The sequence below is a fragment of the Pseudomonas abyssi genome, from assembly GCF_003444685.1.
GTDB lineage: Bacteria > Pseudomonadota > Gammaproteobacteria > Pseudomonadales > Pseudomonadaceae > Halopseudomonas > Halopseudomonas abyssi.
Genome location: NZ_LMAZ01000006.1, coordinates 113,715 through 135,193, shown reverse-complemented (window position 1 = coordinate 135,193; position 21,479 = coordinate 113,715). Strand labels below are relative to the sequence as shown.

Below are 21,479 nucleotides of genomic sequence, written 5' to 3'. Positions count from 1 at the left end.
ACCGCTGCCAACCGGAGAAAAAGACAATGAGTGAGTTAATCGATAGCGCCGATCAGGATTACCCGCTGAGCCCGGTGCCGACCCATGCACGCAAGAGCATGTGGTCAATGAGTTTCGTCCTGCTGGGCTTTACCTTTTTCAGTGCCACCATGTGGGCAGGCGGTAGCGTGGGAGCTGCCTTCGGGTTTTCCACGCTGCTGTGGATTCTGCTGGTCGGCAACCTGCTGCTCGGTGCCTACGCTGCGGCGCTGGGCTACATCGCCGCCCGCTCGGGCCTGAACACCGCGCTGATGAGTCGCTATGCCTTTGGTGATCTGGGCAGCAAGCTGTCCGACTTCATTCTCGGTTTCACCCAGATTGGCTGGTACGCCTGGGGCACGGCCACCATGGCGCTGCTGCTGGTGAAAATGACCGGGCTGCCGGAAAGCCTGACCTTGCCGCTGATGGTGCTGTTTGGTTTTGGCTTCTGTATCAGTGCCTTTATCGGCTATCGCGGGCTGGATCTGCTGTCGCGGGTGGCCGTACCGGCGATGATCATTCTGATTGCCGTCAGCCTGGGCATTGCCGGCTCCGATGCCGGCGGGTTGGCCGGTTTGTCAGCAATCGACCCGAGCGCCGAGATGAGCGTGGCGGCGGCCATTACCCTGGTGTTCGGCACCTTCGTCAGCGGTGGCACCCAGGCCACCAACTGGACCCGCTTTGCCAAGTCCGGCAAGGCGGCGGTGATTGCTACGCTGGCGGCGTTCTTCGTCGGCAACGGCTTGATGACGCTGGTCGGCGCGTTCGGTGCGCTGGTGTATCAGCAGGCCGACATCGTTGACATCATGGTCGCGCAGGGGCTGGCGACGCTGGGTGTCCTGATGCTGTTCCTCAACCTGTGGACCACCCAGGACAATACGGTCTACAACTTTGCCGTGGCCGGCTGTAATTTGCTGCGTACCGAGCGTCGCCGCACTGTCACGGTCGTTGGCGCTGCCATCGGCACCTTGCTGGCGGTACTGGGCATGTACGAGTGGCTGATTCCGTTCCTGATTCTGCTGGGCACCTTTATCCCGCCGGTGGGTGGCGTGATCATGGCCAATTACCTGGTCACCTGGCGTGGTCGATACGGCGACCTGGCTACGACCGCCCTGCCGGCTTTCAACTGGGTCGGCCTGAGCGCCTACGCCATCGGTTCGCTGGTTGCCTATACCTCCAACTGGGTTGCTCCCCTGGTGGGTGTGCTGACAGCAGGCGTGGCCTACACGCTGCTGGCATTGCTGATCAACCCGGTACGTGAACGCCGTGCCGCGTTGTCCAGCCGCGCATGAGCGAGCTGCTGTGTACGGCCGATATCCCTGATCTGCCCGGTCTCGGCGCCATCCGTCTGCGCGCCGGGCAAGCCGGTGCCGGGCGGCGGGTACGCTGGCCCTATGTGGCGGAGAACCGCTCCTTCGCGCCCTGGATCAAGGGCGGAGAGCTGGTGTTCATCACCGGGATCGGTCGGCATCACAGCCTGGATAACCTGTTTGAGCTGGTGCATGAGAGCGTGGCGACCGGTGTTGCCGGGTTGGTGATTCTGACCGGTGATGCCTATATCGGCCAGCTCCCCAGTGCTCTGCTCAAGCGGGCTGACGTATTGCAACTGCCGGTGCTGGAGCAGCCCTATTCGTTGCCGATGGTGACGGTGACCGAAGCCATCAGCCGCGCCATTATCAGTCGTGAGCAACTGGCCAGCCGGGAGGATGAAACCCGGGCCGAGACCCTGCTGCAGCGCCTGCAGCTGCGCTTGGGTAATTTGCCGGCCCGTCGGGAGTTCATCGCCCCCTGGTTTGCCGAGCATCAGGCCTTGCTGGATGAATTGGGCCCGACACTCACCGCCTGGTTGCAGCACGGCGGTAATGTCAGCGCGGCCGCCAGCAGCCTGGGCAGCCACCGCAACTCTGTACGTTATCGACTGAACAAGCTGTTTCGCGCCACCGGGCTGGATCCAAAACGGCCCGACGATTTGAATAACCTGATACTGGCGCACCTGCTGTGCCAATGCCCTGATTCTGGAGAACACCCATGACCCTGCCCCTCACCGCCATCGTCAACGCCCGCCTGGCCGGGCGTTCCGGCCTGTACCGCGTCGGCATGGCTGACGGTCGCTTCACTGCGATTGATGTCCAATCTGCCAGCCAGAGCGCGGCGGCTGGCGTGCTGGATGCCGGCGGCAACCTGTTGCTGCCTCCTTTTGTGGAGCCGCACATTCACCTCGATGCAGCGCTGACCGCCGGTGAGCCGCGCTGGAACCAGAGCGGCACCCTGTTCGAAGGCATCGAATGCTGGGGCGAGCGCAAGGCCATGCTCAGCCGCGACGACGTTATCAGTCGGGCCGAGCAGACGCTCAAGTTGTTCGCCGCCCATGGCATTCAGTATGTGCGCACCCATGTCGACGTGACCGATCCGCAGCTCACTGCGTTGCGCGCGATGGTCGAGGTGCGCGAGCGGGTTGCCGAGTTTGTCGATCTGCAGATTGTTGCCTTTCCGCAGGAGGGCATTCTGTCCTTCTGCGGAGGCAAGGAGCTGATGCGCGAGGCGGTCACGGTGGGGGCCGACGTCATCGGCGGTATTCCACATTTTGAGTTCACCCGCGACTACGGCGTGGAATCGGTCAAATGGTTGATGGATCTGGCCGAGCGCAGCGATTGCCTGGTGGATGTGCATTGCGACGAGATCGACGACCCGCAGTCGCGCTTCCTGGAAGTATTGGCGGCGGAAGCCCTCAGTCGTGACTACGGCAGCCGGGTAACCGCCAGCCACACCTGCGCCATGCACTCCTACGATGAGGCTTACTGCAGCCGCCTGTTCCGTCTGCTGGGCAAGTCGGGCCTGAACTTTGTTGCCCTGCCAACCGAGAACCTGCACCTGCAGGGCCGCTTTGACGGTTACCCCAAACGCCGTGGCGTGACCCGGGTACCGGAGCTGCTTGATGCGGGCCTCAAAGTCTGTTTTGGCCAGGACTCGATTCGCGACCCCTGGTATCCGATGGGCAACGGCAACCTGCTGCGTACCCTGGATGTCGGCCTGCACGCCTGCCACATGCTGGGGATGGAACGCATCGAGACCGCGTTGGAGATCGTGACCGACAACGGCGCGGCCGCGCTCAACCTGAACGACTACGGCATTGCCGTCGGCAATCCGGCACGCTGCATGGTGGTGAACGGTGCTACACCTTACGAGGTGTTGTTGAACCAGTCGCCGGTGCTGGCCTCAATCCGTGACGGCCGCTGCCTGGTGCAGCGCGATGCGCCCGTGCATGAGGTTGCCGGGTGGCGCTGAAGGAGCCTGTGCTGTGCTAAGGTGACCGGCCGGTTCTGTCATTCAGAGGCCCGACTTGTCCCCTGCACACCAAAACGGTTTACCCATGCCGCAGCGCCTCGGGGCGATCATTGCGATCGTCCTGGGGGTGACCATGGCCGTACTCGACGGCATGATCGCCAACGTCGCCCTGCCAACTATCGGCGCCGATCTGGGCGCCAGTGCCGCCAGTTCCATCTGGGTGGTCAATGCCTATCAACTGGTCATTGCCGTCAGTCTGCTGCCGCTGGCTTCACTGGGCGATTTGTGGAGCTACCGGCGCATCTATCTGATCGGGCTGGCGGTGTTTGCCAGCATGTCGGTGTTCTGTGCCCTCAGCGATTCCCTGCTGGAGCTGACCCTGGCGCGCATGCTGCAAGGCCTGGGTGCGGCGGCGGTGATGAGCGTCAACGGTGCACTGACCCGGCTGATTTACCCGCGCGCACGCCTGGGCCGGGGTGTGGCCCTCAATACCCTGATCGTCTCCGTTGCCGCCGCCGCCGGGCCCAGTGTGGCGGCGGCCATTCTGTCGCTGGCCAGCTGGCCCTGGCTGTTTGCCGTCAGCGCGCCGGTTGGCCTGTTGGCGTTGATCATGGGCTGGCACTTTCTGCCCTCCAACGAGGGCGCCCCGAGTCAGCGCTTTGACCTGCCCAGCGCCCTGCTCAACGTGCTGACGCTGGGGTGCTTCTTTCTTGCCGTGACCGGTTTTGCCCAGGGCCACGCCGGCTGGTGGCTAGTGCTGCCGGTACTCATCGGTGTGCCGTTGGGCTGGCTGTTCGTGCGCCGGCAGCTGAGTCGCAGCATGCCGCTGTTGCCGGTGGATTTGCTGCGCATTCCGATCTTTGCCCTGTCTATCTGCAGCTCGATCAGCGCCTTCACCGCGCAGATGCTGGCGATGGTCTCCATCCCCTTCTATTTTCAGCATCAACTGGGCCTTAATGCCATCCAGACCGGTCTGCTGATGACACCCTGGCCACTGGCAACCATGTTGACTGCGCCCCTGGCCGGTCGACTGCTGGAGCGTTATCACGCGGGTCTGCTGGGGGGCATCGGCATGCTGCTGTTCGCCGGAGGTCTTTGGGGGTTGGCAGCATTGCCGGACAAGCCGGGAACTGGCGCAATACTCGGCTGGATGGTGCTGTGCGGCGCCGGGTTCGGGCTGTTCCAGTCGCCCAACAATCACACCATCATTACCGCTGCCCCCTTGCACCGCAGTGGCGGCGCCAGTGGCATGCTGAGCACCGCCAGGCTGGTTGGCCAGACCAGCGGTGCGGCGCTGGTGGCGTTGATGTTCAACCTGTTTGCGGATAACGGCACCCATGTTGCGCTGCTGGTGGCCAGCACCTTTGCGGTAATGGCGGCGGTGGTCAGCAGCTGGCGGATGCGTCAGGCGCTGCCCTAAGCATCGGATGGCTCGGCGCTACATTTCCTATCAGATTTGTCGTGTATTCGTTAATAAGTATATTGAACACACGCTTAACCCAAGTAGCCTCCTGTGTCCCGCACGACCACTACCATGGCAGTGCGCCTCAGCGGCCCAAGGCCAAAGTCGTGGTTGGACGAGGTCCACCGTTAAACCCATGAGCGTTGAGGCGAGCACAAGGTTGTGTTCTGTGCTAAGGGTTCATTTGAGGCTTTTGACGGCATTTTCACACGTGTGCCATGTCAGCGGCATTCGGCCAAGATGGCTATTTCTTCCAGTGTCAGCTTTAGCGCAGTCTCTCGAAGGTACCGGCCTCTAGCATGAGAAAACACACCAGATTGGGCGCTTTCCCTGTTAAACGATGTGAGCCCGGGTTTTTCTTTGCTTTGCATCAATCATTCCTGCACAAGAACTACTAGCCGACGGCTTTGGTTTGCGGAATATCTCCACCTGGCACCTGGGTATTCTGGCTAAAAAACATTACTTCATTTCCCACATATCGTCGTTGTGCTGTGTAATTCAGACCATAGGTAAGCGATTGACTTAACTGGTACATAGCGCAAATTTCTTCCGTATTATCGTAGGAAACCACCCACGGCCACTTAAACGCCTTATTCTGGAGAGCTTTGGCTATGGCAATATGATCATCATGTTTGTAGTAGTTGCGGTACAGTCCCTTGCCTTTGACGTAGTAGGGGGGGTCAAGATAGATCAGTGATTTTTTCGGCAAAAACTCTGAGCAACGATTCAACAGACCAAGCGAGTCTTCGCAATATATAGAAATGTTTTTTGAGTGCTTGGCAATTTCTTGGATTCGCGCCCCTACAATGTCTTTCTTGAATCGCGCATCCAGTTTGTACTCGCCATCCTGCTTCTGTCCGCCAATCACCCCTGCTTTGAGGATGCCGGAACGATTTGTGCGATTCATAAATAGTGTCGCAAATCCTTTCTCGACCAAGCTAGCTTGGATTTCTCCGCGCAGAATAGACCGCCATTTGAACCACTCGTCAATGGTGATCGGGGTGGACTCAAGAAGGCTAAGAAGTGCACCGGAATGCTTGGTGACAGACACCCAGAAGGCATGGATTGCCGGGTCAGCATCGTTAATATGAATATGACTGGCATGGCCATCAAGCAGCAACGTTAGTGCAACGCCTGCGCCGCCTGCATAAGGCTCCATATAGTGTCCGCCTTTAACCCCGTTAGTTTCCATGACTTTGGCGATGAAGGGGGCAAAAGGAGCCTTGCCACCTGGATAACGCAAAGGGCTGTATAGCTTTTTTGAGTACATTGCTATGTCACTTTTTTAACTTGATTTCCAAGACAGTCAGCTTGGCTGCATCAACAGAATATCCAAATTTCATGGCCTGATGTAACGCTGCCTTAAATTGTTCCAAAAAAACATTGCTTTCAGCAGGGTGGGCGTTAATCCAATGCAACCAAGGATTATAAGGCTTAGAAACTGTGGTAAACAGCCTCTGAAAATCTGCATCTTTGTAGAACCGTTTGAATATATCTCTCGGCTTTTCAGTTCCCTGGTAGGCCTTGAGCCTTTCCTTCACATCAACACTTGTTCCATTGATAGCGAATTGACGAATGATCTCCGATGCCGAGTTAGTGAAATTAGGCCGCGCGTACCCCAAATCGTTCTGCCAAAAATCGTTATTCGCGGGAAGATTGTACAAATATTCAAAAATTAACTGATCAGGGGGCAAGCTACCCGGAAGCAAAACAACCGTTTTATAGTTTTTATCTTCTACCTTTCCAGAAGTATCCGCGTCTAAACAAATCACACTTTTTTTGGAAAACTCTGAAACGCCCTTTTGAATTAGCTGTAAGTAATTTGAGCAGCCTAGGGATATTTCTGGCAAGGGGCGAGTGAATTTCTTTATTGGTTGCCTGTTTAACAAGGCAGCAAAAAAATCTGCTGCTTCCTTGTCTTCAAAATAAATATTCACACGTGGAAGACGAGTTTCCGCTGAAGTTGAAACTGTTTTAGTGTGGATGTCAGCACTGATCTGAGGCCATGACCAATCCTGAACAACCTGCACATTGCCGTATGTATTACTCAAATAAACGGTTTTATATCTTCTTCTATATTGCTGGCTTTGTTCGTAAGCGTACTCGATCAGGGTAGGCGAGTGAGAAGTCATGATTACTTGCAGATCCAGCTTCTTGCACTCGCGATCAAGAATTTTGATCAGATTGACTTGGGCTGTTGGGAATAGCCCAGCATCCGCCTCATCAATCAAAAGAAGCCCGCCCTTGTAGTCCGCATACTCTTCTTTCAGCTTATGGAAAGACATTAAGGCAAGAACGATCTGGCCCGCATTATCTTCACCCGCTGAAACAGAGTCCTGATCGTAATTTTCACCATGTGCAACAGCAGAGCTAATGGTTCCTTCCGTGCCGGTAGCCACGGATGATTGCCGATTCAATAATTCGTTGGTTAGTCCAATAAATTCTTGTTTACGCCTATTTAGGTAGTCAAAGTCAATAACTTTGTAATCACGATCCGCAATTGGGAAAAGTCGCTTCAAGCTAAGAAATATAACGGGGTGCGTAAAATTTCTACTTGAATTTTCGCCTTTCTCAGAGGTGCTGTTTTTACGGACCACTGGACGAGGCGAATTTCTACGGCTCATTAGTTCCAGCTTTGCTGTTGCACTTTTTCCTGTATACCCATCACTTAGCTCGATATTTACTTCCATTGAACCAGGGACATCGTATTTTTTGGAAATTCTAAAATGCTCGCTATATTGCGATTTGAATTTTCCACCTGTAATTTGTTGATGAGAAATAATTTCGTCTTTCGTATAGTCTTTTTCAAAACTGAAGATCTGGGCGGCGATGCCGAGGATTGATGATTTTGACGTACCGTTTTTTCCGCAAACAACAGTGATGTGATCCCCAAACTCTACCTCAACGCTGTTTAATGCACGAAATTTCTCAATCACAAGTTTTTTCAGTTGCGTCTTGGTCACATTTTTCATTCTTATCACAACCTCTATTCCATATGAAAAACAGCTGTTCTTGAACCTGCTGTTATAGTTGCTTCCTTAGCTGGTTGATCTGCGTATTACGCTGCATCTCGATGTGACTCAGCCTAGCTAATAACTCCCTGCGTAGTCTATCGAGCTTAGTTTCCAGCTCTCGTTGGCGCTTCTGATGTGTAAACTTTCTTCCTGTGTGGATGGTGCGTCGGCGATAGTCTTGATTTCCCGTTTTAGGTTGGTGGCACGCACGTTGGTTTTTTGCACCACTGTTGTAAGTAGCCTAGGTTACGTTGATTGATCTCGCGTAGCAGCACCTTTTTGCGGCTTTCAATGTTTGGCCGCTCGTTTGTCAGCAGAGCTCAACGGGTTTAACTGGACCCAAAATCACTTACCAATACAAAAGCTGGAGAAAATCCGCCCCAGCAGGTCATCGGCGGAAAACTCGCCGGTGATCTTGCCGAGGGCTTGCTGGGCCATGCGCAGGTCTTCGGCCAGCAGCTCGCCAGCGCCCATCAGGGTGAGCTGATCAAAGCCATGCTGCAAGTAACTAGCAGCTTCTTCCAGTGCTTCGAGATGGCGGCGGCGGGCGCTGAACAGGCTTTCGCCGGTTTGCTCAAAGCCCATGCAGGCTTTCAAATGTTCACGCAGCAGATCGATACCCTCACCCTGCCGGGCTGACAGATGCAGCACCACCGAACCGTCTGCTGCGATGTCCTGTGCAACGGGCTCTGCGGTGACATCGATCTTGTTATAGATCAGCGTGACCTTGGCCGGGTCGGGGCGTTGGGCGAGAAACTCCGGCCACAGCAGGTCTGGATTTTTGGCTTCCGGCTGACTGGCATCGACCATCAGCAGAATCCGATCGGCCTCGCCGATGGCGTTCATCGCACGCTGCACACCAATACGCTCGACCTGATCGTCGGTGTCACGCAGGCCCGCGGTATCGATGATATGCAGCGGCATGCCATCGATGTGGATATGTTCGCGCAGGATGTCCCGGGTGGTGCCGGCAATATCGGTGACAATCGCACTTTCGCGCCCGGCCAGGGCGTTGAGCAAGCTCGACTTGCCGGCGTTGGGCCGCCCGGCGATCACCACGTTCATGCCGTCACGCAGCAGCGCGCCCTGCCCGGCCTGGCGCTGTACCTGGGTCAGTTCAGCCTGCACTGCCTGCAGTTGCGACAGCACGTGACCGTCGGCGAGAAAGTCGATCTCCTCCTCAGGGAAGTCGATCGCCGCTTCAACGTAGATGCGCAGGGCAATCAGCGACTCGGTCAGGGAACGCACGCGCTGGGAGAACACCCCTTGCAGCGAGTTCAGGGCATTGCGCGCCGCCTGCTCGGAGCAGGCTTCGATCAGATCGGCAATCGCTTCGGCCTGAGCCAGGTCCAGCTTGTCATTAAGGAAGGCACGTTCACTGAATTCACCGGGGCGCGCCTGTCGTGCGCCGGCGGCCAGGCATGCCTTGAGCAACAGATCCATTACCACCGGACCACCGTGGCCCTGCAGTTCCAGCACGTCTTCACCGGTAAAGGAATGCGGGCCGGGGAAGAACAGCGCGATGCCTTCGTCCAGTGTCTGCTCACCAGACCAGAACGGACCGTAGTGGGCGTAGCGCGGTTGCAGGTTGCGGCGGGCGATGCGCTCGGCAATGTCCCGAGCAGCCGGGCCGGAGACACGAATGATCCCGACGCCGCCCTGGCCAGGAGCGGTGGCCAGCGCGGCAATGGTATCGGCGTGATAGGGCGTGCTCATGGCGGCTCCGGTGTTTTCTGTGGATAGCAAAACGCCCCGCGAACGGGGCGTTTGACTGGCGGTGAGCCGGACTTAGTCCTTGCTCGCGGCGCCCTTTTCGATCTGCCGGGTAATGTACCACTGTTGCGCAATGGACAGGCAGTTGTTGACTACCCAGTACAGCACCAGACCGGCCGGGAACCACAGGAAGAAGAAGGTGAAGATGATCGGCAGCATCTTCATCACCTTGGCCTGCATCGGGTCCGGTGGCGTCGGGTTCAACTGCTGCTGCAGGAACATGGTCGCGCCCATGATGATCGGCAGGATGAAGTACGGGTCCTTCAGCGACAGGTCAGTGATCCAGCCCAGCCATTCGGCCTGACGGATTTCGACGCTTTCCATCAGGGTCCAGTACAGGGCGATAAAGACCGGCATCTGCACCAGGATCGGCAGACAGCCACCCAGCGGGTTGATCTTTTCCTTCTTGTACAGCTCCATCATGCCCTGGGACATTTTCTGACGGTCATCGCCGTACTGTTCACGCAGCGCCTGCAGCTTGGGCGCAACGCGGCGCATATTGGCCATGGAGCGGTAGCTGGTAGCCGACAGCGGGAAGAATATCAGCTTGATCAGGCAGGTCAGCAGGATGATGCTCCAGCCCCAGTTGCCGACAAAGCCGTGGATCAAGCTCAGCACCCAGAACAGCGGCTGGGCAATCCACCACAGGAAGCCGTAGTCGACGGTCAGCTCCAGCCCCTGGGAGATGGCCTTGAGGTCATCCTGGATCTTCGGACCGGCGTAGAAGTCGGCGCTGATCTGCTGCTGCTCGCCTGCCGGTACGGTAACGGCCGGGCTGGTGAAGCCGACAATGTAGTTGCCGCTGCGGTCTTTCAGTGTGCGGTAGTGATGTGTCACCTCGGGGCTGGGAATCCAGGCACTGACAAAGTAGTGCTGCAGCCAGGCAATCCAGCCACCGGTGACGTTCTCAGCCAAGCGAGTGTCGTCCAGCTCGGACATCTTCATCTTGGTGTAGGAGGCATCGGCGCTCCAGTAGGCGGTACCCAGGAAGGTCGCCATACCGGTCGCTGTGGAGCTGGAAGGATCACCGCTGCCATCGCGCTTGATCTGACCGAACAGACTGCCACTCCAGGGCTGGCTGCTCTGGTTGTCGATCAGGTAGCTGACGCCGACCAGATAGCTGCCGCGGGTAAAGGTGAAGCGCTTGGTGACATTGACGCCGTCGTTGCTGGTAGTCAGGTCAACAACCAGTTGATCCTGGCCATCAGCCAGCTGGTAACTGTTCTGCTCGACGCTGTACTGCGCGCGGCCGCTGGACTTGTCCGGGCCTTGTTGACCGGTCAGGCCGCTTTGCGCGATGTAAGTGCGGTTGCCCGATTGCTCCAGCAGCTGGAATGGCAGATCCGGACGATCCTTGCGGGTCGGATACTGCGGTAGTGCCAGGGAGACAATGTCACCTCCCACCGGGTTAATGGTCACCTGCAGGGTGTCGGTTTCAACCTTGACCAGTCCACCCTTTGCATCCGGGGTGGTCACCTGGGCCGGCGCCAGGGCTTCGCCCTCGCCATTGATGGCAGCCGGCACGTCACCGTCGTGGGACGCGGCGGTGTCATCGCCCGGCAGATCGCTGCTGTCGAGCGGGGCCATCTGGGTCTGGGCTGCCGGAGCAAGATCCTGCTGAACAAAATCCTTATTCCACTGCACCACCATCAGGTAGGTGATCACCAGTAGAGCACCGATGAGGATATTACGTTGGAGGTTCATGGTTTGTTGGCCATTCGGGTCGGTCGGTTGGCAGAAGCTGGCGGTACCGGATCATATCCACCGGGGTTCCAGGGATGACAACGTCCCAGGCGGCGTGCGCTGAGCAGGCTGCCCTTGAGAAGACCATGCTGTTCGATGGCTTCCTGGGCGTAGCAGGAACAGGAGGGATAGAAACGGCAGTGACTGGCCATCATGGGACTGATGGCGTAGCGGTAAACCTTGATCAGTCCGAGCGCGATGCTACGCATGGGATGACGGGGGTCCGGGGTCACGTGAGCGGTTTTTTGCGGCCGATTTTATAAGCCTGCGCCACATACCCTGATACAGGGCATGCAGTGCAGCATTGTCCAGGTCGCCCAGTCCCTTGCGGGCCAGTACGACAATGTCCAGATCCCCCAGCTCAGCACGATGCTGTCTGAACGACTCGCGGGCAATGCGCTTGACCTTGTTACGGTCTACCGCACGCCGAACACTTTTCTTGGCAATGACCAGACCCAACCGTGCGTGGCCCAGAGAGTTTTCTCTGGCCAACAGCAGCAGGCTGGGTCCTGAGGCTTTGCAGGTGGCTCCATCGAATACGCGCTTGAACTGAGCAGGCGTCAGTAGCCTGTGTTCAGGTGTGAACCCGAGATCCACCAGTAAACCGGTGCTTAAGCGGACAGGCGTGCGCGGCCTTTGGCACGACGGCGAGCCAGAACAGCACGGCCGTTCTTGGTAGCCATACGAGCACGGAAACCGTGGGTGCGCTTGCGCTTCAGTACGCTGGGTTGGAACGTTCTTTTCATCTTCAGATACCTGAGTAAGTCACATCAGAGCTAAGTGCCCCTTCGAGGGACCGGCAATTCTAGAGAAAAAGCTGGCCGAGGTCAATTTCCCCGCAGGGCAAAAGAACCATGAATAAATAATATGAAATCAGTTTGATTAAAAGATAAATGCAGTGACTGTATATGGTGCCGTGATTTTCTGTGGATAAGGCCATAAAAGCAAAGCAGATCAGTGGGTTGCTTGCATGATAACCCTGCGGATAAGCGGGGGACGGCACCCGGGTGTCCCTGTGTGCGCCCTGTGGATAAAAGGTATGGATATCCACAGGCGGTTTTATCCACCGGTTAGAGGGCTGTTTGCCAACAAGGCTGAGGTGCAGTTGTTCACAGCTTCTACAGAGCGCGATTTACAAGGCGTTGGTGTCTTCCGGCGGTCTGTTCTGCAACCTGACAAGGCAAAACGCCAGTCGCTTTTTTGTCACCGGGAGGCGGCTGGTGTGTGGATAAGTCAGGGGTGAAGGGATAGAATAGGCGGCTCTGTTATCCGTAGTTCGTCGCCTTGCCGCGATGTGCATTTGTCTTCAATAAAAGCCGCTGGTTTCAGTGGTCCCCGGGGGATTCAGTGTCTGTTGCACTTTGGCAGCAATGCATCGATTTTTTGCGTGATGAGCTTCCATCTCAACAGTTCAATACCTGGATCCGCCCGTTGCAGGTTGATGGCGATCAGGCCGAGATCCGTCTGTATGCGCCCAACCGCTTCGTGCTTGATTGGGTCAACGACAAATACCTGAATCGTATTCAAGAGCTGCTGGATGACCTGTCCCAGGGGCAGGCGCCGATGGTGTCGCTGCTGATTGGCAGTCGTCGCGCGGCTCCTGCGGCAGCACCAGCTGCTCAAGTTGCGCCGGCAGCCGCGCCGCGTCCGATCGACCCCACGCCAGCCGCGGCTCCTGCCAGCCCCGCGGTGACACCGGTGGTGGTGAGCTCGCAACCCGCTGCCGATCACCGCGGCGCGTCCGATGCCGCAGCCGAGTTCGCCGGCAACAGCCAGCCCGATACCAGTCAGCCGCCACCGACGCTGATCAAGCACACCAGTCTGCTCAACCGCAGCTTTACCTTCGAGAACTTTGTTGAAGGCAAGTCGAACCAATTGGCGCGCGCCGCCGCCTGGCAGGTGGCCGATAACCCCAAGCATGGTTACAACCCGCTGTTTCTTTACGGCGGTGTGGGTTTGGGTAAGACCCACCTTATGCACGCGGTGGGCAACCACCTGCTGAAGAAGAACCCGGCAGCGAAGATCGTTTACCTGCATTCCGAGCGTTTTGTGGCCGACATGGTGAAGGCGCTGCAGATGAATGCCATCAACGATTTCAAGCGCTACTACCGCTCGGTCGATGCGCTGTTGATTGACGACATTCAGTTCTTTGCCAAGAAGGAGCGTTCGCAGGAGGAGTTTTTCCATACCTTTAACGCGCTGCTCGAAGGTGGGCAACAGGTCATTCTTACCAGCGACCGTTACCCGAAGGAAATCGACGGCCTGGAAGAGCGGCTCAAATCGCGTTTTGGCTGGGGGTTGACCGTGGCGGTCGAGCCGCCGGAACTGGAAACCCGCGTAGCCATTCTGATGAAGAAGGCCGAACAGTCGCGGGTGGATCTGCCCCACGATGCGGCGTTTTTTATTGCCCAACGTATCCGCTCCAACGTGCGCGAACTGGAAGGTGCGCTCAAGCGAGTGATCGCCAGCGCGCACTTCATGGGGCGCGATATCACCATCGAGCTGATTCGCGAGTCATTGAAGGACTTGCTGGCCTTGCAGGACAAATTGGTCAGTATCGATAATATTCAGCGCACGGTCGCCGAGTATTACAAAATCAAGGTTGCGGATGTGCTGTCCAAGCGTCGTTCGCGCTCTGTTGCCAGGCCGCGACAGGTTGCCATGGCTTTGTCCAAAGAGCTGACCAATCACAGCCTGCCCGAGATTGGCGATGCCTTTGGTGGACGTGATCACACCACGGTATTGCATGCCACGCGCAAGATTGCTGAACTGCGTGAAACGGATGCGGACATCCGCGAGGACTACAAGAATTTGTTGAGGACGCTGACGACCTGAGATCGTCAGCCCACACCACTGCCAACCAGCACGAGGTCGAAGGAAGACAATGCAATTCACCATTCAGCGCGAAGCTCTGTTGAAGCCCCTGCAACTGGTTGCGGGTGTTGTGGAACGCCGCCAGACCCTTCCGGTTCTGTCCAACGTACTGCTTGTTGTTGACGGCAATACCCTGTCGCTCACCGGTACCGATCTGGAAGTCGAACTGGTTGGTCGCATTCCCCTGGAAGAAGGCAGCGAAGCCGGCGAGATCACCGTACCTGCGCGCAAGCTGATGGACATCTGCAAATCGCTGCCAGATGAAACTGCCATCACTCTCAAGGTGGAAGAAGGCAAGGCGCTGATCAAGGCTGGCCGCAGTCGCTTTACTCTGGCCACTCTGCCTGCGACAGACTTCCCCAACGTCGAAGACGGGCCGGGCGCCATGAGTTTCGCCATTACGCAGAACAAACTACGTCGCTTGATCGACCGTACCAGTTTCGCCATGGCGCAGCAGGATGTTCGTTACTACCTCAACGGCCTCTTGCTGGAAATCAACAAAGGGCAGCTGCGTGCGGTAGCCACTGACGGTCACCGTATGGCGATGTGTACCGTCGATGCCAATATCGATTACCAAGAACGCTATCAGCTGATTGTGCCGCGTAAGGGCATCCTCGAGCTGGCCCGGCTGCTCGGCGAAGCCGACGACACCGTCAACGTTATGCTGGGTAGCCACCACATTCGCGCGACCACCGGTGACTTCACCTTCACCTCCAAACTGGTGGACGGCAAGTTCCCGGATTACGAACGTGTGCTGCCGCGGGGTGGTGACAAGATCGTTATCGCCGATCGCCAGACCCTGCGTGACGCTTTCAGCCGTACAGCCATTCTGTCGAATGAGAAATACCGCGGTATTCGTCTCACTCTGGAATCCGGTCAGCTGAAGATCCAGGCGAATAACCCGGAGCAGGAAGAGGCCGAAGAAGAAGTAATGGTCGACTACAACGGCGCGGGCCTGGAGATCGGCTTCAACGTCAGTTACCTCCTCGACGTGATGAATGTGCTGGGTCACGAACAGGCCAAGCTGGTACTGTCCGATGCCAACAGCAGTGCACTGGTTCAGGAAGCTGAATCCGATGAAAGTCTTTACGTCGTTATGCCCATGCGCCTCTAATCGCGCATGCCCCTGACTCGTCTTGCGGTCACCGCGGTGCGCAATCTGCACCCGGTGACCCTGCTCCCCTCTCCGCGTATCAACCTCGTTTCCGGCGCCAACGGCAGTGGCAAAACCAGTTTGCTGGAGGCCGTTCACATTCTTGGCCTCGCGCGCTCCTTCCGAAGCACTCGACTGCAACCCGTTATTCAGTACGACCAAGACAGCTGCACCGTGTTTGCCGAGTTGCAATCAGTGCAGGGTGTCGCGTCGCGTTTGGGGATTTCACGTAACCGCCAGGCGGATTACGAAATTCGTATCAATGGGCAGAGCGCACGTAGTACGGCTCAGCTCGCCGAGTTGTTGCCGCTGCAGTTGATCAATCCGGATAGCTTTCGGTTGCTCGAAGGGGCGCCCAAGCAGCGCCGCCAGTACCTGGACTGGGGCGTGTTCCACGTGGAACATCGTTTCCTACCAGCCTGGCAGCGGCTGCAAAAGAGTCTCAAACAACGGAATTCACTGCTTCGACGTGGTAGAATCGAACGTTCGCTCCTCGCCCCCTGGGAGGCCGAGATTGTCGCCGCTGGCGAGCAGATAGACGGCTTCAGACAGGCTTATCTGCAGCAGCTGAAACCGATCTTCGAGCAGACGCTTGCCGAGCTGGTTTCACTGGACGGTCTTACCCTCAGTTACTTCAGAGGTTGGGATAAGGAGCGAAGTTTGGCCGAGGTGCTGGACAGCCAGTTCGCGCGCGATTGCGCCCTCGGGCATACCCAGGCCGGCCCACAACGGGGCGACCTGAGGTTGCGGCTTCGGGGCTTGAATGCCGCTGAGGTGCTGTCCAGAGGCCAGCAGAAGCTGGTGGTATGCGCGCTCAAGATCGCCCAAGGGCGCTTGCTGCGGCAGCTGGATCGTCAGCAGGACTGTGTTTTCCTGGTGGACGACTTGCCCTCTGAACTCGATAGCGCGCATCGGCAGGCGCTGTGTCGCCTGCTCGAATCGCTGGAGTGTCAGGTATTTATTACCTGCGTAGATGCCGACTCGCTGAGCAATTGCTGGCAGCCGGATACACCTTTATCCATGTTCCACGTGGAACATGGGCACATTGTGCAGACCGAATGAAGTCTGGAGTGACTCAAGATGACCGATAACAAAGCCTATGATTCGTCGAGCATTAAGGTACTCAAGGGCCTAGATGCAGTGCGCAAGCGCCCCGGTATGTACATCGGCGACACGGATGATGGCACTGGCCTCCACCACATGGTCTTCGAAGTCGTCGACAACTCTATCGACGAAGCCCTGGCGGGATACTGTAGCGATATCGACATCACCATCCACACCGATGAGTCCGTCAGCGTGCGAGACAACGGCCGGGGCATCCCGGTTGATGCGCACGAGGAAGGCGTATCGGCGGCCGAGGTGATCATGACCGTCCTGCACGCAGGCGGCAAATTCGACGACAACAGCTACAAGGTGTCCGGCGGTCTGCACGGGGTGGGGGTGTCCGTTGTGAATGCCCTGTCTGAAAAGCTGATCCTAACCATTCGCCGTCACGGTAAAGTCTGGGAACAGACCTATGTACACGGCGTGCCACAGGCTCCACTGGCTGAAGTCGGCGACACCGATAGCACCGGCACGCAGATCCACTTCAAGCCCTCCGCCGAGACCTTCAGCAGCATCAGCTTTAGCTGGGATATCCTTGCCAAACGCCTGCGCGAGCTGTCCTTCCTTAACTCGGGTGTGGGTATCAACCTGAGGGATGAGCGCACCGGCAAGCATGAGCTATTCCGCTATGAAGGCGGCCTGCGTGCTTTTGTCGACTACCTGAATCAGAACAAGAGCAGCATCAACTCGGTGTTCCACTTCAACCTGCAGCGCGAAGACGGCATTGGCGTGGAAGTGGCGATGCAGTGGAACGACAGCTTTAACGAAAGCATTCTCTGCTTCACCAACAATATTCCTCAGCGCGACGGCGGTACCCACCTCGCGGGTTTCCGTAGCGCCCTCACCCGCAGCCTGAACGCCTACATTGAGCAGGAAGGTCTGCTGAAAAAGCTCAAGGTCAACACCTCCGGCGACGATGCCCGGGAAGGTCTGACTGCGATCATTTCGGTCAAGGTACCGGACCCCAAGTTCTCCTCCCAAACCAAGGACAAGCTGGTGTCGTCCGAGGTGAAGACGGCGGTGGAACAGGAAATGAACAAGTTCTTCGGCGACTATCTGCTAGAGAAGCCCAGCGAAGCCAAGGCCGTTGTCGGCAAGATGATCGATGCTGCCCGTGCCCGTGAAGCGGCCCGCAAGGCGCGCGAGATGACTCGCCGCAAGGGTGCACTGGATATCGCCGGTCTGCCGGGCAAACTGGCGGACTGCCAGGAAAAAGATCCGGCGTTGTCCGAACTGTACATTGTGGAGGGTGACTCCGCCGGCGGCTCTGCGAAACAGGGCCGCAATCGTCGTACCCAGGCGATCCTGCCGTTGAAGGGCAAGATCCTCAACGTCGAGAAAGCACGCTTTGACAAGATGCTCTCCTCCGCCGAGGTCGGTACGCTGATCACGGCGCTGGGTTGCGGCATCGGTCGCGAAGAATTCAATATCGAAAAGCTGCGTTACCACAACATCATCATCATGACCGATGCGGACGTCGACGGCTCGCACATTCGTACCCTGCTGCTGACCTTCTTCTTCCGCCAGATGCCGGAGCTGATCGAGAACGGCTACGTGTACATAGCGCAGCCGCCGCTGTACAAGATCAAGAAAGGCAAGCAAGAACAGTATCTGAAGGACGATGAGGCGCTGGAAGAGTACCTGACCCAGTCCGCCCTCGAAGACTCCTACCTGTACGTCAACGAAGACGCGCCGGGCATCACCGGTGAGGCGCTGGAGCGTATCGTGCAGCAGTTCCGCGCGGTCATGCGTACCCTCAAGCGTCTGGCCCGTCTGTATCCGCAGGAGCTGATGGAGCACTTCGTTTACCTGCCGCGTCTGACCGTCGAGAACCTTGGCGACAAGGCGTTCATGGACGAGTGGATCAAAGGCCTGGCTACCCGTGTAGCGGCGACCGAGCGCTCGGGCCAGCAGTACAACGTCAGCCTGCGCGAGGATACCGAACGCCACCTGTGGCTGCCCGAAGTGGAATCCATCACTCACGGTCTGTCCAGCTACATCACCTTCAACCGCGATCTGTTTGCGAGTAACGACTACCGCTCCATGGCCGAGTTGGGGGAAACCCTGCAAAGCCTGCTGGAGCCGGGTGCGTACATGCAGCGCGGCGAGAAGAAGAAGCCGATCAGCACCTTCAAGGAAGCGCTCGAATGGATGATGAACGAGACCGCGCGTCGTCATTACATTCAGCGCTACAAAGGGCTGGGTGAGATGAACCCGGACCAGCTGTGGGAAACCACCATGGATCCGGAAAGCCGTCGCATGCTGCGGGTCAACATTGAAGATGCCATCGCGGCGGATCAGATCTTCAATACCCTGATGGGCGATCACGTTGAACCGCGTCGCGAGTTCATCGAAACCAACGCGCTGGCCGTGTCTAACCTGGACGTCTAACGGCGCTCGCAAGTTGCATGGTAAAAACCCCTTTAACTGTATGGTTAAAGGGGTTTTTTAATGCTCGCTGCCTGCTGCCCTGCCCCTGCCTCAGGCCCGCAGGCAAGCCGGGAGCTAGCGAAAATCGTCGGTCAGATCCGAATCGGAGAAGCTGTTGCCGGACGACTTGAAGGTGAGCTCCGTTTCCTGCTGCGGGGAAGCCTCAGGCTTCTGCTCGGGCATGCTCAGCGGCGACTCGCTGCGGGTATCGCTGAACTTGGCCTTGAGCTTCAGGTCGGTCGCCGAGTCGGCGTAGCGCAGCGCCATATCCAGCGTGATGCTGCCCTTGCCGACCAGCTCGTACAGGTGCTGATCAAAGCTCTGCAGGCCGGGCTCCTGACCACGGTTCATCGAATCCTTGATCTCGTGCAGTTCATCACGGGCGATCAGGTTGCGTATGTACGGCGTACGCAGCAACACCTCGACGGCGGCGACCCGCTTCTTCTCTACGCCCGGAACCAGCCGCTGGGCAACGATGCCGGCCAGGTTCATTGAGATATCACCGAGGGTTTGTTTGCGCTCGCCTTCCGGGAACAGATTGACGATGCGCTCGATCGCCTGAACGCTGTTGGTGGCGTGCAGGGTGGCGACCACCAGGTGACCCGTTTCGCTGTAGTGCAGTGCGTGCTGCATGGTCGCCTTGTCGCGGACCTCGCCGATCATGATCACATCCGGCGATTCGCGCAGCACGTTACGCAAGGCATGGGCAAAGCTCTGGGTGTCCAGGCCGACCTCACGCTGATCGACGATGGACTTTTTGTGCTTGTGCAGAAACTCGATGGGATCTTCGATACAGACGATATGCCCGGCGCGGTTGGTGTTGCGGTAATCGAGCATCGCCGCAAGCGTAGTGGATTTACCGGAGCCGGTGGCACCGACCACCAGGATCAGCCCGCGGTCCTTGAGGGCCAGCTTCTCCAGCTGCGCCGGCAAGCCCAGTTCGGCGAATGCCGGGATCTGATGGCTAATGTGGCGAACCACCATGCCGACTTCGCCGCGCTGGTAGTAGACGTTGATACGGAAACGCCCGCAGTTGGGCAGGCCGACCGCGAGGTTCATTTCCTGCTCGCGCTCAAACTCTTCGATCTGCTTCTCGCTCATCACCTGCCAGGCGAGTTCCTTGACGGCACCGGAGGCGAGTGGCTGGTTGCCGAAGGCAAAAAAGTCCCCCTCGCGCTTGAGAGTGACGGGGGCGCCAACGCTGAAAAACAGGTCTGATCCTTCCTTCTCGACCAGGGCTTTGAGATAGCGATTAATATCCATATCAAGACACCAAGCAGACAGTAGTTGTAGGGCGAACCCCCATTATGGACCAGAGCGCACTCAGGCGTCGCGCAGGCTCTGCAGTTGGCTGTTGATCCAGGCTTCGGCCTGCTTGTTGGCGGCCACGATAGAGCGCGGGTCGGCGCCGGCCGGATAGATCGCCGGGCCAATCATGACCTTGATGGTGCCGGGCTTCTTGCCCCAGCCGTGACGGGGCCAGAATTCGCCGGCATTGTGCGCCAGCGGAATAATCGGGGCACCATTGGCGCAGGCCAGCGCCGCGCCACCACGGGAGAATTTGACCGGCTGGCCGGGCAGGTTACGGGTCCCCTCGGGGAAGACCAGAATCCACATGCCGTCTTTCAGCCGCTCGCCGCCGATGCGGGTCAGCTGTTGCAGTGAATCCCGAGCCTTGCTGCGGTCGATGGCGATGGGTTTGGCCAGCGCGAAGGCCCAGCCAAAGAACGGCACCAGCAGCAGCTCACGCTTGATCAGCTGGGTTTGCGGGCGGAACAGACGAGGCAGGAAAAAGGTTTCCCAGGTGCTCTGGTGATTGGCCAGAATGACGCCGGGCTGATCGGGAATGTTTTCCTGCCCGCTGACCTCATAGTGGATACCGACGATGTGGCGGGTCAGCCAGACGGCTACGCCGGTCCACCACTCGATGATCACCTTGACCCGCCAGCGGACATTGAGAAAGGGTGCAACCGGGATGATCAGCAGGCACCAGATCGCGGCGCTGGTCGACAGCAGCAGATAGAACAGGGCGACGCGTAGGGACATCAGCAGGGACATGGGTTCAGGTTTCCAGAAGATGATCGACAACGGCCGCCAGGTCATCGAAGACCTGCGTGCCGGTGGGCAGCGTCTTGTGCTCGCTGCGAGCGCCCTTGCCGGTGCGCACCAAGTAGGGTGTACAACCGACGGCAGCGCCGGCCTCCAGGTCACGCGGGCTGTCGCCCACGGTAGGCACGCCGTTCAGCGACTGATGGAAATGCTCGGCGATCTGAATGAACAGGCCCGGCAGCGGCTTGCGGCAGTCGCAGCCGGCCTCTGGTGTGTGCGGACAGTACCGGATGAGGTCCACCTGGCCGCCCTGCTCCGCCACCAGCTGGCAAAGGCGGTCATGCATGCTTTGCAGGGTGGCTTCGCTGTAGTAGCCGCGGCCCACGCCGGATTGGTTGGTCGCGACAGCGACCGTCCAGCCCGCCTTGCTCAGCCGCGCGATGGCGGTGATGGAGCCCGGTAGCGGAATCCATTCTTCCAGCGATTTGATATAGGCGTCGGAGTCGTAATTGATGACCCCGTCGCGGTCGAGAATAATCAGCTTCACAGCGGCAAGCTCCAAGCGGCAAGCTAC

General features: G+C 58.0%; 18 protein-coding genes. 8 read left to right on the top strand and 10 right to left on the bottom strand.

The features are described from left to right. Window positions 1–26: 26 nt before the first annotated feature. The 4 genes from codB (at window position 27) to ASB58_RS16260 (ending at window position 4,723) form a co-directional block, all read left to right on the top strand. Window positions 27–1,310, top strand: coding sequence for a cytosine permease (gene codB / locus ASB58_RS16275; protein ID WP_118131644.1), 1,284 nt, complete (start codon window positions 27–29; stop codon window positions 1,308–1,310). Continuing rightward, on the top strand, window positions 1,307–2,050 hold the full coding sequence (locus ASB58_RS16270) for a PucR family transcriptional regulator (RefSeq protein ID WP_118131643.1): 744 nt from the start codon (window positions 1,307–1,309) through the stop codon (window positions 2,048–2,050). The genes codB and ASB58_RS16270 overlap by 4 nt, the downstream gene beginning before the upstream one ends. Next, window positions 2,047–3,303 carry a cytosine deaminase gene (gene codA, locus ASB58_RS16265; RefSeq protein WP_118131642.1) on the top strand — a complete coding sequence of 419 codons (1,257 nt, stop codon included), beginning with the start codon at window positions 2,047–2,049 and terminating at the stop codon, window positions 3,301–3,303. Before ASB58_RS16270 ends, codA begins: the two co-directional genes overlap by 4 nt. A gap of 85 nt (window positions 3,304–3,388) precedes the next feature. After that, window positions 3,389–4,723: an MFS transporter gene (locus ASB58_RS16260; RefSeq protein WP_202974650.1), complete on the top strand. Its 1,335-nt coding sequence runs from the start codon at window positions 3,389–3,391 to the stop codon at window positions 4,721–4,723. A gap of 436 nt (window positions 4,724–5,159) precedes the next feature. Here ASB58_RS16260 and ASB58_RS16255 read toward each other — a convergent pair whose 3' ends face one another. From ASB58_RS16255 to rpmH, 7 genes are all read right to left on the bottom strand, one after another. Continuing rightward, window positions 5,160–6,035 carry a DNA adenine methylase gene (locus ASB58_RS16255; protein WP_118131640.1) on the bottom strand — a complete coding sequence of 292 codons (876 nt, stop codon included), beginning with the start codon at window positions 6,033–6,035 and terminating at the stop codon, window positions 5,160–5,162. 7 nt (window positions 6,036–6,042) lie between these two features. Next, the gene (locus ASB58_RS16250; protein WP_118131639.1) at window positions 6,043–7,737 is read right to left on the bottom strand and encodes an AAA family ATPase; all 1,695 of its coding nucleotides are present in this window, start codon (window positions 7,735–7,737) and stop codon (window positions 6,043–6,045) included. 387 nt (window positions 7,738–8,124) lie between these two features. Then, window positions 8,125–9,495: a tRNA uridine-5-carboxymethylaminomethyl(34) synthesis GTPase MnmE gene (gene mnmE / locus ASB58_RS16245; RefSeq protein WP_118131638.1), complete on the bottom strand. Its 1,371-nt coding sequence runs from the start codon at window positions 9,493–9,495 to the stop codon at window positions 8,125–8,127. A gap of 72 nt (window positions 9,496–9,567) precedes the next feature. Continuing rightward, a complete protein-coding gene (gene yidC / locus ASB58_RS16240) occupies window positions 9,568–11,256 on the bottom strand; it encodes a membrane protein insertase YidC (protein WP_118131637.1) in 1,689 nt (562 codons plus the stop codon). Further along, window positions 11,253–11,504: a membrane protein insertion efficiency factor YidD gene (gene yidD / locus ASB58_RS16235; RefSeq protein ID WP_096004960.1), complete on the bottom strand. Its 252-nt coding sequence runs from the start codon at window positions 11,502–11,504 to the stop codon at window positions 11,253–11,255. Before yidD ends, yidC begins: the two co-directional genes overlap by 4 nt. Further along, window positions 11,497–11,895, bottom strand: coding sequence for a ribonuclease P protein component (rnpA, locus tag ASB58_RS16230; RefSeq protein ID WP_096004961.1), 399 nt, complete (start codon window positions 11,893–11,895; stop codon window positions 11,497–11,499). The genes yidD and rnpA overlap by 8 nt, the downstream gene beginning before the upstream one ends. 11 nt (window positions 11,896–11,906) lie before the next feature. Then, entirely contained in the window at window positions 11,907–12,041 is a 135-nt protein-coding gene (gene rpmH / locus ASB58_RS16225) for a 50S ribosomal protein L34 (protein ID WP_083728495.1), read from the bottom strand. A 601-nt stretch (window positions 12,042–12,642) separates the two neighbouring features. Between rpmH and dnaA the strand changes: the two genes are divergently transcribed. Genes dnaA through gyrB form a run of 4 tightly spaced genes read left to right on the top strand, consistent with a single transcriptional unit; the run spans window position 12,643 to window position 18,817 of the window. Further along, the gene (dnaA, locus tag ASB58_RS16220; protein WP_096004962.1) at window positions 12,643–14,130 is read left to right on the top strand and encodes a chromosomal replication initiator protein DnaA; all 1,488 of its coding nucleotides are present in this window, start codon (window positions 12,643–12,645) and stop codon (window positions 14,128–14,130) included. Between the two features lie 49 nt (window positions 14,131–14,179). Then, window positions 14,180–15,283: a DNA polymerase III subunit beta gene (gene dnaN, locus ASB58_RS16215; RefSeq protein ID WP_118131636.1), complete on the top strand. Its 1,104-nt coding sequence runs from the start codon at window positions 14,180–14,182 to the stop codon at window positions 15,281–15,283. Window positions 15,284–15,289: 6 nt separating this feature from the next. Next, window positions 15,290–16,384: a DNA replication/repair protein RecF gene (recF, locus tag ASB58_RS16210; protein WP_096004964.1), complete on the top strand. Its 1,095-nt coding sequence runs from the start codon at window positions 15,290–15,292 to the stop codon at window positions 16,382–16,384. 18 nt (window positions 16,385–16,402) lie between these two features. Continuing rightward, complete coding sequence (gyrB, locus tag ASB58_RS16205; protein ID WP_096004965.1) at window positions 16,403–18,817, top strand: DNA topoisomerase (ATP-hydrolyzing) subunit B; 2,415 nt, start codon at window positions 16,403–16,405, stop codon at window positions 18,815–18,817. Window positions 18,818–18,931: 114 nt separating this feature from the next. Here gyrB and ASB58_RS16200 read toward each other — a convergent pair whose 3' ends face one another. From ASB58_RS16200 to gmhB, 3 genes are read right to left on the bottom strand one after another with little or no spacing between them, the layout of a single operon-like run. Further along, window positions 18,932–20,119: a PilT/PilU family type 4a pilus ATPase gene (locus ASB58_RS16200; RefSeq protein WP_096004984.1), complete on the bottom strand. Its 1,188-nt coding sequence runs from the start codon at window positions 20,117–20,119 to the stop codon at window positions 18,932–18,934. Between the two features lie 60 nt (window positions 20,120–20,179). After that, window positions 20,180–20,914, bottom strand: coding sequence for a lysophospholipid acyltransferase family protein (locus ASB58_RS16195; RefSeq protein ID WP_118131635.1), 735 nt, complete (start codon window positions 20,912–20,914; stop codon window positions 20,180–20,182). 4 nt (window positions 20,915–20,918) lie between these two features. Next, window positions 20,919–21,452, bottom strand: a complete 534-nt coding sequence (gene gmhB, locus ASB58_RS16190; RefSeq protein WP_096004986.1) for a D-glycero-beta-D-manno-heptose 1,7-bisphosphate 7-phosphatase — start codon at window positions 21,450–21,452, stop codon at window positions 20,919–20,921. Window positions 21,453–21,479 lie beyond the last annotated feature (27 nt).

Excerpts from the sequence above, each read along its gene's own strand:
- codB (WP_118131644.1), top strand. The coding sequence starts at position 27 with ATGAGTGAGTTAATCGATAGCGCCGATCAGGATTACCCGCTGAGCCCG.
- ASB58_RS16270 (WP_118131643.1), top strand. The coding sequence starts at position 1,307 with ATGAGCGAGCTGCTGTGTACGGCCGATATCCCTGATCTGCCCGGTCTC.
- codA (WP_118131642.1), top strand. The coding sequence starts at position 2,047 with ATGACCCTGCCCCTCACCGCCATCGTCAACGCCCGCCTGGCCGGGCGT.
- ASB58_RS16260 (WP_202974650.1), top strand. The coding sequence starts at position 3,389 with ATGCCGCAGCGCCTCGGGGCGATCATTGCGATCGTCCTGGGGGTGACC.
- ASB58_RS16255 (WP_118131640.1), bottom strand. The coding sequence starts at position 6,035 with ATGTACTCAAAAAAGCTATACAGCCCTTTGCGTTATCCAGGTGGCAAG.
- ASB58_RS16250 (WP_118131639.1), bottom strand. The coding sequence starts at position 7,737 with ATGAAAAATGTGACCAAGACGCAACTGAAAAAACTTGTGATTGAGAAA.
- mnmE (WP_118131638.1), bottom strand. The coding sequence starts at position 9,495 with ATGAGCACGCCCTATCACGCCGATACCATTGCCGCGCTGGCCACCGCT.
- yidC (WP_118131637.1), bottom strand. The coding sequence starts at position 11,256 with ATGAACCTCCAACGTAATATCCTCATCGGTGCTCTACTGGTGATCACC.
- yidD (WP_096004960.1), bottom strand. The coding sequence starts at position 11,504 with ATGCGTAGCATCGCGCTCGGACTGATCAAGGTTTACCGCTACGCCATC.
- rpmH (WP_083728495.1), bottom strand. The coding sequence starts at position 12,041 with ATGAAAAGAACGTTCCAACCCAGCGTACTGAAGCGCAAGCGCACCCAC.
- dnaN (WP_118131636.1), top strand. The coding sequence starts at position 14,180 with ATGCAATTCACCATTCAGCGCGAAGCTCTGTTGAAGCCCCTGCAACTG.
- recF (WP_096004964.1), top strand. The coding sequence starts at position 15,290 with ATGCCCCTGACTCGTCTTGCGGTCACCGCGGTGCGCAATCTGCACCCG.
- gyrB (WP_096004965.1), top strand. The coding sequence starts at position 16,403 with ATGACCGATAACAAAGCCTATGATTCGTCGAGCATTAAGGTACTCAAG.
- ASB58_RS16200 (WP_096004984.1), bottom strand. The coding sequence starts at position 20,119 with ATGGATATTAATCGCTATCTCAAAGCCCTGGTCGAGAAGGAAGGATCA.
- ASB58_RS16195 (WP_118131635.1), bottom strand. The coding sequence starts at position 20,914 with ATGTCCCTGCTGATGTCCCTACGCGTCGCCCTGTTCTATCTGCTGCTG.